This is a genomic window from Streptomyces filipinensis (assembly GCF_014649495.1).
GTDB lineage: Bacteria > Actinomycetota > Actinomycetes > Streptomycetales > Streptomycetaceae > Streptomyces > Streptomyces filipinensis.
The window spans coordinates 92,777-104,803 of sequence record NZ_BMTD01000010.1; the positions used below are offsets into that span (position 1 = coordinate 92,777).

The window sequence follows — 12,027 nt, forward strand, 5'->3', positions numbered from 1 at the left end:
CGCTCAGCCCAGGTACCCCATCCGGTGGCTGATCTCCTCCGCGCCCTTGACCAGCACCGGAGCCAGCTGGTGCAGGCGCTCCTCGGTGAACCGGTACGAGGGCCCGGAGGCGCTGATCGACGCGATGACGTCGCCGTCCCGGTCGCGGATCGGCGCGGCCACGGCGTGCAGCCCGATCTCCAGCTCCTCCAGCGTCCAGGAGTAGCCCCGCTCCCGCGCCTCGGCGAGGTTCTTCTCCAGCTTCGCCTTCGACCCGATGGTGCGGGGGGTGACCTTCCTGAGGCCGGCCTCCGTCAGCAGCGCGGTGCGCTCCCCGGCGGGCAGATGGGCCAGCATGATCTTGCCGCTGGAGGTGGCGTGCAGCGGGGTCAGCTGCCCCACCCAGTTGTGCGCGGTGACGGCGCCCGGACCCCGCACCTGGTAGAGGTTGATCGCGTAGTGCTCCTGCATCACGGCGATGTTGACCGTCTCGCCGATCTCCTCGGCCAGGCGCTCGCACACCGGACGCCCCTGCTGGGTGATGTCGATGCGTCCCGTGACCGCCCCGGCCAGCCGTACGATGCCGAAACCGAGCCGGTACTTGCCCCGTTCCCCGGCCTGCTCGACCAGGCCGCGCGCCTCCAGCGCCCCGAGCAGGCGGAACGCCGTCGACTTGTGCACCTCGATCTCGGCGGCCACCTCGCTCACGCCCGCCTCGCCGCGCTGAGCCAGGATCTCCAGGACGCTGATGGCCCGGTCCACGGACTGCACCCCGCCGGACGGCGGGCCGGTCGTTTCGATATCCGGACTGTAGTTGCTCATAGCGGAACTATACGCGCAGTAAACAACACGCTTGCAAGTAATGTGACGGAATCCAGAGAGCCTGGAAGTTGCGTTGCTCGCAACCTGGTGCGTATAGCGACACCCGTACTAGCATGCGTCGCACTTCGACGACGCGAGCGAGACGAGGCACCATGGCTCTCCTGCACTACGACTTCGTCATCGTCGGCGGTGGATCAGCCGGCAGCGCACTGGCGAACCGGCTCTCGGCCGACCCCGCGAACCGGGTGCTCGTGCTGGAGGCCGGCCGCTCCGACTACCCCTGGGACGTGTTCATCCACATGCCCGCGGCGCTGACCTATCCCATCGGCAACCGCTTCTACGACTGGAAGTACGAGTCCGAGCCCGAGCCCCACATGGGCGGCCGGCGCATCTACCACGCCCGCGGCAAGGTGCTCGGCGGCTCCAGCAGCATCAACGGCATGATCTTCCAGCGCGGCAACCCCCTGGACTACGAGCGCTGGGCCGCCGACGCCGGCATGGAGACCTGGGACTACGCCCACTGTCTGCCGTACTTCCGGCGGATGGAGAACTGTCTCGCCGCCGACCCCGACGACGAGTTCCGCGGCCACGACGGTCCGCTCGTCCTGGAGCGCGGCCCGGCGACCAACCCCCTCTTCAGCGCCTTCCTCAAGGCCACCGAGGAGGCGGGCTACGCCCCCACGGACGACGTCAACGGCTACCGGCAGGAAGGCTTCGCCAAGTTCGACCGCAACGTCCACCGCGGGCGCCGCCTGTCGGCCGCCAAGGCCTACCTCAAGCCCGCGATGAAGCGGCCGAACCTCACGGTGCACACGCGCGCCCTCGTCACGCGGGTGCTCTTCGAGGGCAAGCGGGCCGTCGGCGTGGAGTACCGGCGCGGCAAGGGCGCACCCCAGCAGGTCCGCGCCGGCGAGGTCGTCCTCTGCGGCGGTGCCATCAACTCCCCGCAGCTCCTGCAGCTCTCCGGCGTCGGCAACGCCGCGGAGCTGTCCGCCCTCGGCATCGACGTCGTCCACGACCTGCCGGGCGTCGGCGAGAACCTGCAGGACCACCTGGAGGTCTACGTCCAGTACGCCTGCAGGCAACCCGTCTCCATGCAGCCGTACATGGCGAAGTGGCGCGCCCCCTTCATCGGGTTGCAGTGGCTGTTCGGGAAGGGGCCCGCGGCCACCAACCACTTCGAGGCGGGCGGCTTCGCGCGCAGCAACGAGGACGTGGACTACCCCAACCTGATGTTCCACTTCCTGCCCGTCGCGGTCCGCTACGACGGCTCCTCGCCGGCCGGCGACCACGGCTACCAGGTGCACGTGGGGCCCATGTACTCGGACGCCCTCGGCTCGGTGAAGATCAAGAGCAGGGACCCCCGGGTCCACCCCGAGCTGCGGTTCAACTACCTCTCCACCGAGCAGGACCGCCGCGAGTGGGTCGAGGCGATCCGGGTGGCCCGCCGGATCCTCAACCAGCCCGCGCTCGGCGCCTACAACGGCGGCGAGGTCTCGCCCGGCCCCTCCGTCGAGACCGACGAGGAGATCCTCGCCTGGGTGGCCAGGGAGGGCGAGACCGCCCTGCACCCGTCGTGCACCTGCAAGATGGGCACCGACGAGATGTCCGTCGTCGACCCGCTGAGCATGCGGGTGCACGGGCTGGAGGGGCTGCGGGTGGTGGACGCGTCGGTGATGCCGTACGTCACCAACGGCAACATCTACGCCCCGGTGATGATGATCGCCGAGAAGGCGGCCGACCTCATCCTCGGCAAGGAGCCGCTGGAGCCCTCCAAGGCCGCCTACTACCGGCACCGCGACGCCCAGAAGCAGACCGGGTAGGCAGCGCTCCTGGAGCGGCTCCGGGGCCTCATGGGCCTCGGGGACCGAACGCGGACGCCGGACGGGAATCCAGCCCGTCCGGCATCCGCCTGCGAAGGCACGTCCGTCCGTGAAGTCGCGTCCGTCCGTGCAGTCGCCTAGCGGAAGACCACCGTGCGGTTGCCGTCCACCATGACGCGGCTCTCGGTGTGCCACTGCACCGCACGCGCCAGGACCTGCGCCTCCACGTCGCGGCCGACCGTGACGAGGTCGTCGGGGGCGAGGGAGTGGTCCACACGGACCACGTCCTGCTCGATGATCTGTCCCTCGTCCAGGTCGGGTGTCACATAGTGTGCCGTCGCGCCGACCAGCTTCACCCCGCGCGCGTACGCCTGCTGGTAGGGCTTCGCGCCCTTGAAGCTCGGCAGGAAGGAGTGGTGGATGTTGATCGCGCGGCCCTCCAGTTCCTTGCACAGGTCGTCGGAGAGGATCTGCATGTACCGGGCCAGCACCACGACGTCGACCTCCAGCTCCAGCAGGCGGGCCTCTGCCCGGGGCTTGGTCTCCCTGGTCACCGGGATGTGGTGGAAGGGGACGCCGTAGGTCTCCGCCAGGGCCTCGAAGTCCCAGTGGTTGGAGACGATGGCCGGGATCTCGATGTTGAGGGAGCCGGCACGGCGGCGGAAGAGCAGGTCGTTCAGACAGTGACCGTACCTGGACACCATGATCAGCGTCCGGGTCGGCGTGGCGGCGTCCCGCAGCACCCAGGAGATGGCGTAGGCCTCGGCGACGGGGCCGAAGCGGTCACGCAGCTGCTCCAGGGTGACGTCGGGGTCGGACACCTCGAAGTGGACCCGCATGAAGAAGCGGTCCTGGAGACGGTCGTCGAACTGCTGGCTCTGCAGGATGTTGCCGGAGTTCCGGACGAGGAAGCCGCTGACGGCATGGACCAGTCCGGCCCGGTCCGGGCACGCGAGGGTGAGGACGTATTCATGGCCAGGTCGCGGTCGAGGGGACATGCACGGGCCTCCGTCGGTGCTGCATCGGTGCGTAATGCACAACTGGATGAGCGATACGCAACATAGTTCGCTCTGGGACCTTTGGCGGTCAAGACCGGGACGTCCGCCCCTTGTGAATACGGCAGGAACCCTTGACGTACGTCGGCCCTTCGGACAGGGTTCCTCAACAAGCAATTCGATGCGCGATGCGCAACGAAGAGGGCGAGGGCTCCGCCGTGGCAGACCTGTACGTGGACGGTGAATGGCGCGAGGCGGTGGCCGGCGGCCACCGGGAGATCCGCTGCCCCGCCGACGGTACGACGGTCGCGACCGTGTCCGAAGGGACACGTGCCGACACCGAGGCGGCGATCGCCGCGGCACGGCGCGCCTTCGACGCGGGCCCCTGGCCGCACACCCCCGAGCGCGAGCGTGGCGCCGTACTGCTGCGCACCGCCGACCTCATCGAACGCGACGCCAAGGACTTCGCCCGCGCCGAGTCGCTGGACACCGGCAAACGGCTGATCGAGAGCGAGTACGACATCGCCGACGTCGTCTCCTGCTTCCGCTACTACGGCGGCATCGCCGGAACCAGCGCTGGCCGGGTGGTCGACACCGGCCGCGACGACGCCGTCAGCCGGGTCACCTACGAGCCCGTCGGCGTCTGCGGTCTGATCACCCCCTGGAACTACCCGCTGCTGCAGGCCTCCTGGAAGGTCGCCCCGGCACTCCTGGCCGGCAACACCGTGGTCCTGAAGCCCAGCGAGCTGACGCCCTCCACCTCGATCCTGCTGATGAAGGCGCTGGAGGAGGCGGGGCTCCCGGGGGGCGCCGCCAACCTCGTGCTGGGTGCCGGAGCGCAGGCGGGCGCTCCGCTGGCCGAAGACCCGGCTGTCGACATGGTGTCGTTCACCGGAGGGCTGGAGACGGGGCGGCGCATCATGGCCACCGCCGCCGCGACGGTGAAGAAGGTCGCCCTCGAACTGGGAGGCAAGAACCCCAACGTCGTCTTCGCCGACGCCGACTTCGAGACCGCCGTGGACTTCGCGCTCACCGCGGTCTTCCTGCACTCGGGCCAGGTCTGCTCGGCCGGCGCCCGGCTGATCGTGGAGGACTCCCTGCACGACGCCTTCGTGGACGAGGTCGTCCGCCGGGCCCGGCGCATCCGGCTCGGCGGGCCCTTCGACCCCGAGGCCGAGACCGGCGCGCTGATCTCCGCACAGCACCGGGAGAAGGTCGAGGCGTACGTCGCCGCGGGCCTCGCCGAGGGCGCCGTACTGCGCTGCGGCGGCGCCCGCCCCGACGACCCCGCGCTCGCCGGCGGCTTCTACTACCCCCCCACTGTCCTCGACGAGTGCCGTCAGGACATGCGCGTGGTGCACGAGGAGTCCTTCGGGCCCGTGCTCACCGTCGAGCGCTTTCACGACGAGGACGACGCCGTCCGCATCGCCAACGACACGGAGTACGGACTCGCCGGTGCCGTCTGGACGCAGGACGCCGGCAAGGCCCAGCGGGTCGCGCGCCGGCTGCGCCACGGCACCGTCTGGATCAACGACTACCACCCGTATGTGCCGCAGGCCGAATGGGGTGGCTTCGGGCACTCGGGCGTGGGCCGCGAGCTGGGGCCGACCGGCCTCGACGAGTACCGCGAACCCAAGCACGTCTGGCAGAACATCCAACCCCGGCCGCAGCACTGGTTCCGCGGCTGAACGCCGAAAAGAGGTCGAACGTGACCCCAGCACAGACCGAGGTGTCGCAGCGGCGCGACACGTCCCAGGACCCCGAGGAGCGCACCCCGGTCATCTCCGTGCGCCGGCTGTGGAAGGTGTTCGGGCCGAAGGCGGACCAGGTGCCGGACTCCGAGGAACTGTGCGGGCTGACCCGCCGCGAGCTCATGGACCGCACCGGCTGCACCGCCGCCGTGCGCGACGTGGGCTTCGATGTGTCGCCCGGCGAGGTCTTCGTCGTGATGGGGCTGTCCGGCTCCGGCAAGTCCACCCTGGTGCGATGTCTGACCCGGCTGATCGAACCCACCGCAGGGGAGGTCGTCTTCGAGGGCGAGGACATCCGGGGTGCCGACCCCCGACGGCTGCGCGAACTGCGGCGCAGCAAGTTCTCCATGGTCTTCCAGCACTTCGGTCTGCTGCCCCACCGCAGGGTGGTCGACAACGTGGCCTTCGGCCTGGAGATACGGGGCCTGGGAAAGGCCGAGCGGACCAGGAAGGCCCTGGAGGTCGTCGAACTGGTGGGCCTCGCCGGATACGAGAACTCCTACCCCGACCAGCTCTCCGGCGGCATGCAGCAGCGCGTCGGCCTGGCCCGCGCCCTGGCCGGTGACCCCGACGTCCTCTTCTTCGACGAGCCGTTCTCCGCGCTCGACCCGCTGATCCGCCGTGACATGCAGAACGAGGTCATCCGTCTGCACCACGAGGTCGGCAAGACCATGGTGTTCATCACCCACGACCTCTCCGAGGCCCTGAAGCTGGGCGACCGCATCCTGATCATGCGCGACGGCAGAACGGTCCAGTGCGGCACCGGCGACGAACTCGTCGGCGCCCCCGCCGACGACTACGTACGGGACTTCGTGAAGGACGTGCCGCGCGGCGACGTCCTCACCCTGCGCTGGATCATGCGCCCCGCCGAACCCGGGGACGCACTCGACGGCCCCGAACTGGGCCCGGACGTCGTCGTGCGCGAGGCCACGCGCGCGGTGCTGGCCGCCGAGAAGCCGGTCAAGGTCGTCGAGGACGGCAAGCTGCTCGGCATCGTCGGCGACGAGGAGATCCTCTCCGTGGTCGCCGGACAGGGTGGCGGTGCGTGATGGCCGTCGCCGCCGAGACGGCCGCACCGGCCGCGCCCCTGCGCCAGAGGGTGAGCCGCCCCATGGTGGTGGCCGCGATCCTGATCGTCTGGCTGGTGCTCTTCGCCGCCTTGCGCGGCCGGCAGACACTGACCCTCGCGGCGGCCGATCTCACCGGTCTGCACCGCCGGCTGAACGACCTCAACGACAGCATCGGAGCGGGCCGCAACTCCAACCCGGTCTTCCTGTACTTCTTCAACGAGATCCGCCTGGCCATCGACAACCTGGTCACCTTCGTCCAGTCACTGATCTCCCAGCCCACCGGCAGCCGCCCGGTGCCGCAGATCGGCTGGCTCGGCGTCGTCGGGCTCACCGGCTACGTCTCCTGGGCCCTGGGCAACTGGCGGGTCGCCCTGCTGGCCGTGGCAGGCTTCACCTTCTTCGGGCTGCAGGGCCTGTGGCAGGAGAGCATGGACACGCTGGCGCTGACGCTGTCGGCGGTCGCCGTGGCGCTGCTCATCGGCATCCCGATCGGCGTGTGGGCCGGCCTCTCCGACCGTTTCAACCGGATCATGACGCCCTTCCTGGACTTCATGCAGACGATGCCGACCTTCGTCTACCTCGCCCCGCTGACCCTGATCTTCCTCATCGGCGGGGCCTCCGCCGTGATCACCACGGTGATCTACGCCGCGCCGCCCGCCATCCGCATCACCGCGCACGCCATCCGCTCCGTGCCCGAGACCACCGTCGAGGCGGCGGACTCGCTCGGCACGACACGCGCGCAGCAACTGCTGAAGGTGCTGCTGCCGATGTCCAGGCGCACCGTGGTCATGGGCGTCAACCAGACCATCATGGCCGCCCTGGCCATGGTGACCATCGCCGCCCTGATCGACGCCCCCGGCCTCGGCAAGACCGTCGTGCAGGCCCTGCAGTCGCTCGACGTCGGGACCGCCTTCAACGCCGGCCTCGCCATCGTCGTCATGGCCATCGTGCTGGACCGGGTCACCACCGCGGCGGCCGCACGCACCGAGGCGGCCCGCCGCACGGGCGGGCGGCTCCTGCGGTGGCGCCGGCCGCTGCTGGTGGCGGGCGGGATCGGGGCCGCCGCCTTGGTCTACCTGTCCCACACCTACGTCTGGGCGGCCGAGTTCCCCGGCAACGGCGGCACCGGTGGTCACATCGCGAGCGCGGCCGACACGGCGACCACCTGGCTGCAGGACCATCTCTCGGGCGTGACCAACGCCGTGCGGGACGCGATCACCAACGGCCTGCTCAACCCGTTCCAGACGCTGCTCACCGACTCCCCGTGGTGGCTCGTCGGCGTCACCCTGGTCGCGCTCGGCGCGGTGCTCGGCGGCCGGTGGGCCGCGGTGACGGCCGCGGTGTGCGTCGGGCTGCTGGTCGGCACGGGCCTGTGGTCGGACAGCATGACGACGCTCGCCTCGACCGCCGTGGCCACGGTGCTGGTGATGCTGCTCGGCGCGGTCTTCGGCGTGTGGATGGGACGCAGCGCGCTGGTGGACCGGCTGGTGCGGCCCACCCTGGACGCGGCGCAGGTCATGCCGCCGTTCGTCTATCTCGTGCCGTTCCTGGCCCTCTTCGGTGCCACCCGGTTCACCGCGATCGTCGCGGCCGTCGTCTACGCGGCACCGGTCGCCATCAAGATCATCGCGGACGGTGTGCGCAACGTGCCCGAGTCCACCGTGGAGGCGGCCACCTCGGCCGGGTGCAACACCTGGCAGATCATCACCAAGGTCCAACTGCCGATGGCACGCGGCGCCCTGACCCTCGCGACCAACCAGGGTCTGATCTATGTGCTGTCGATGGTTGTGGTGGGCGGCCTGGTAGGGGCCGGCGCCCTCGGCTACGACGTCGTGGCCGGTTTCTCGCAGGGAGAGCTGTACGGCAAGGGGCTGGCGGCGGGACTCGCCATCGTACTGCTCGGAGTCATGTTCGACCGGATCACTCAGGCTGCGGCCCGACGCACCAGGGCATAAGGAGCACGACACCATGGCAAGACACTGGCGAGCCGGCACGGCCGGCCTGGCCGTCCTCGGCCTCACCCTCACGGCGTGCGCGGGGGCGAAGGTCGGCGACCCCTCCTCGGCGGGTGCCAAGGGCTCGGGTGGCAAGTGCGGCACGTTCAACCTGGCCGTCAACCCCTGGGTGGGCTACCAGGCGGACGCGGCGGTGGTCGCGTACGTCGCCGAGCACGACCTCGGCTGCAAGGTCACCAAGAAGGACCTGAAGGAGGAGATCGCCTGGCAGGGCTTCGGAACCGGTGAGGTCGACGCCGTCCTGGAGAACTGGGGCCATGACGATCTGAAGAAGAAGTACATCACCGGACAGAAGACCGCCGTCGAGGCGGGCACCACCGGCAACAAGGGCGTCATCGGCTGGTTCGTGCCGCCGTGGCTCGCCAAGGCCCACCCGGACATCACCGACTGGAAGAACCTCGACAAGTACGCGGCCGACTTCAAGACCTCCGAGTCCGGCGGCAAGGGCCAACTGCTCGACGGCGACCCGTCCTACGTCACCAACGACGCGGCCCTGGTGAAGAACCTGAAACTCGACTTCAAGGTGGTGTACGCGGGCAGCGAGACCGCCCTCATCCAGGCGTACCGGACCGCCGAGAAGAACAAGCAGTGGGTGATCGGCTACTTCTACGAGCCGCAGTGGTTCCTGTCCGAGGTGCCGCTGGTCAAGGTCAACCTCCCCCCGTACCGGACGGGCTGCGACGCCGACGCTGCCAAGATCGCCTGTGACTATCCCGTCTACGACCTGGACAAGATCGTCAGCGCGCAGTTCGCCAGGTCGGACAGCCCGGCGTACCGGCTGGTGAAGAACTTCCACTGGACCAACGACGACCAGAACACCGTGGCCAGGTACATCGCGGTGGACAAGATGACCGACGACGCGGCGGCCAGGAAGTGGGTCGACGCCCACCGCGACAAGGTCGAGGCCTGGCTGAAGTAACCGGGCCCCGGCAGGTCGAACACGCCCGGCGGGCGGTGCGTTCCAGGTGCGCACCGCCCGCCGGGCATTGCCGTGTCCCGGGGCGGTGTTCCGGGGCGTTTTCCGACGTCACGGCCCCCTTGACACCCCCTTCCGCGGGGGGCACATTGAGTTGCGCAACCTGAATCAAGTTGCGTGAAGGGCAACATTGAGATGCGGAGGTTGGGCGATGGCGGGACCCCGGGTGGTCATCATCGGAGCGGGTGTCGTGGGAGCGGCCCTCGCGGACGAGCTCTCCGCACGCGACTGGGCCGAAGTGACCGTGGTCGACCAGGGCCCCCTCCCGGCCACCGGGGGATCCTCCTCGCACGCCCCGGGCCTGGTCTTCCAGACGAACCCCTCGAAGACCATGACGGAGCTGGCCCGCTACACGGTGGAGAAGTTCTGCTCCCTCGACGTCGCCGGCGAGCCCTGCTTCCTGCAGGTCGGCGGCCTGGAGATCGCGACGACTCCCGAGCGGCTCGCCGAACTCCACCGCCGCCACGGCTGGATCACCGCCTGGGGCATCGAGGGCCGCCTGCTGACCCCCGACGAGTGCGTGGAGCAGCACCCGCTCGTCGACCGCGCCAAGGTCCTCGGCGGCCTCCTGGTCCCCACCGACGGCCTAGCCAAGGCCGTCCTCGCCGTCGAGGCGCAGATCCGCCGGGCCACCGAGCGCGGCGTGCGCTTCCTCGCGCGCCACGAAGTCCTCGACATCCGGCAGGACGATGGCCGGGTGACCGCCGTCGTGACCGACCAGGGTGAGCTGCCCGCCGACATCGTGGTGTGCTGCGCCGGCATCTGGGGCCCGAGGATCGCCCGCATGGCCGGGATGAACCTGCCGCTCACGCCGCTCGCCCACCAGCTCGCCTGGACCGGCCCGGTCCCCGCCCTCGCCGGCCAGACCGAGGAGGCGGTCCGCCCGATCCTGCGCCACCAGGACGCCGACCTCTACTACCGCGACCGCTTCGACGGCATCGGCATCGGCTCCTACGGGCACCGGCCGATGCCCGTCTCCGCCGACGACATCCTCTCCTTCGACGAGGCCGAGGAGATGCCGTCGGTCCTGAAGTTCACCGAGGAGGACTTCGAGGACGCCTGGACCGAGACCCAGTCCCTGCTCCCGGCGACCCGCGAGGCCAAGGTCGAGGAGGGCATCAACGGCCTGTTCTCCTTCACCACCGACGGCTTCCCGCTGCTCGGCGAGTCCCCGGACGTCAAGGGCTTCTGGGTCGCCGAGGCCGTCTGGGTCACCCACTCCGCGGGCGTCGGCCGGGCCGTCGCCGAATGGCTGGTCGACGGCCACTGCTCCTCCTTCGACCTGCACGAGTGCGACGTCAACCGCTTCGAGCCGCACCAGCTGACCCCGCAGTACGTCCTGGCGCGCGACTGCCGCAACTTCGCCGAGGTCTACGACATCCTCCACCCCCTGCAGCCCTCGGGTGCACCACGCCCGATCCGCACCAGCCCCTTCTACGCCCGCCAGCAGCGACACGGCGGGTTCTTCCTGGAGGCGAACGGCTGGGAACGCCCCCAGTGGTACGAGGCCAACGCGCCGCTGGTCGAGGGCAGGAACATCCCCACCCCCAACGACTGGGCCGCGCGGTACTGGTCACCCATCGTCGGCGCCGAGGCCCAGGTCACCCGGGAGACCGTCGCGCTGTACGACATGACGGCCCTCAAGCGCCTGGAGGTCAGCGGCCCCGGCGCCGCCGACTTCCTGGAGGGCCTGGTCACCGGCAGGGTCGCCAAGTCCGTCGGGTCGGTGACGTACACCCTGCTGCTGGACCACGACGGCGGCATCCGCAGCGACATCACCGTGGCCCGCCTCGCCCGCGACCTCTTCCAGGTCGGCGCCAACGGCAACCTGGACCTGGACTGGTTCACCCGCCACCTGCCCGCCGACGGCCGCGTCCAGGTCCGCGACATCACCCCCGGCACCTGCTGCATCGGCCTGTGGGGTCCGCTGGCCCGCGAGGTCCTGCAGCCGCTGACGGACGACGACTTCTCGGCCGACGGCCTGAAGTACTTCCGCGCCAAGCGCGCCCACATCGGCTCCGTCCCGGTCACCGCGATGCGCCTGTCGTACGTCGGCGAACTCGGCTGGGAGCTGTACACCACCGCCGACCTGGGCCAGAAGCTGTGGGACACCCTGTGGGCCGCGGCCGGACCGCTCGGCGGCATCGTCGCCGGCCGCGGCGCCTTCAACAGCCTCCGCCTGGAGAAGGGCTACCGCTCCTTCGGCACCGACATGACCTACGAGCACGACCCCTACGAGGCCGGCGTCGGCTTCGCCGTCAGGCTCGACAAGGGCGACTTCATCGGCAAGGCGGCGCTGGAGCGCCGTAAGGCGGACGTGCGCAGGAAGCTGACCTGCCTGACCATCGAGGACCCGCGGTCGGTCGTGATGGGCAAGGAGCCCGTGTACGACGGCGAACGGGCCGTCGGGTACGTCACCAGCGCCGCGTACGGCTACACGATCGGCAAGGGCATCGCGTACGCGTGGCTGCCGGCGGAACTCGCCGTGCCGGGAACCACCGTGCACATCGGCTACTTCGACCAGCGCGTCGAGGCGGTCGTCGCCGAGGAGCCCTTGTTCGACCCGGCCATGTCCCGTCTGCGCGGCTGACCGAGG

At 70.0% G+C, this 12,027-nt stretch carries 8 protein-coding genes; 6 read left to right on the top strand and 2 right to left on the bottom strand.

The window, feature by feature from the left end; translation table 11 throughout:
• Positions 1-3 precede the first annotated feature (3 nt).
• Positions 4-801, bottom strand: coding sequence for an IclR family transcriptional regulator (locus IE244_RS22440; RefSeq protein WP_191875354.1), 798 nt, complete (start codon positions 799-801; stop codon positions 4-6).
• A gap of 152 nt (positions 802-953) precedes the next feature.
• Here IE244_RS22440 and betA point away from each other — a divergent pair, with 152 nt between their 5' ends.
• Entirely contained in the window at positions 954-2,624 is a 1,671-nt protein-coding gene (betA, locus tag IE244_RS22445; RefSeq protein ID WP_191875355.1) for a choline dehydrogenase, read from the top strand.
• Between the two features lie 137 nt (positions 2,625-2,761).
• Here the strand turns inward: betA and purU are convergent, their stop codons facing one another.
• Positions 2,762-3,622, bottom strand: a complete 861-nt coding sequence (purU, locus tag IE244_RS22450) for a formyltetrahydrofolate deformylase (protein WP_191875356.1) — start codon at positions 3,620-3,622, stop codon at positions 2,762-2,764.
• A 215-nt stretch (positions 3,623-3,837) separates the two neighbouring features.
• Between purU and IE244_RS22455 the strand changes: the two genes are divergently transcribed.
• The 5 genes from IE244_RS22455 (at position 3,838) to IE244_RS22475 (ending at position 12,021) form a co-directional block, all read left to right on the top strand.
• Entirely contained in the window at positions 3,838-5,307 is a 1,470-nt protein-coding gene (locus tag IE244_RS22455) for an aldehyde dehydrogenase family protein (protein ID WP_191875567.1), read from the top strand.
• 20 nt (positions 5,308-5,327) lie between these two features.
• Positions 5,328-6,419, top strand: a complete 1,092-nt coding sequence (locus IE244_RS22460; protein WP_191875357.1) for a quaternary amine ABC transporter ATP-binding protein — start codon at positions 5,328-5,330, stop codon at positions 6,417-6,419.
• Positions 6,419-8,395, top strand: coding sequence for an ABC transporter permease (locus tag IE244_RS22465; RefSeq protein ID WP_191875358.1), 1,977 nt, complete (start codon positions 6,419-6,421; stop codon positions 8,393-8,395). Before IE244_RS22460 ends, IE244_RS22465 begins: the two co-directional genes overlap by 1 nt.
• Before the next feature lie 13 nt (positions 8,396-8,408).
• Entirely contained in the window at positions 8,409-9,374 is a 966-nt protein-coding gene (locus tag IE244_RS22470; protein WP_191875359.1) for an ABC transporter substrate-binding protein, read from the top strand.
• Between the two features lie 208 nt (positions 9,375-9,582).
• Positions 9,583-12,021: a GcvT family protein gene (locus IE244_RS22475; RefSeq protein ID WP_191875360.1), complete on the top strand. Its 2,439-nt coding sequence runs from the start codon at positions 9,583-9,585 to the stop codon at positions 12,019-12,021.
• Positions 12,022-12,027: the final 6 nt, after the last annotated feature.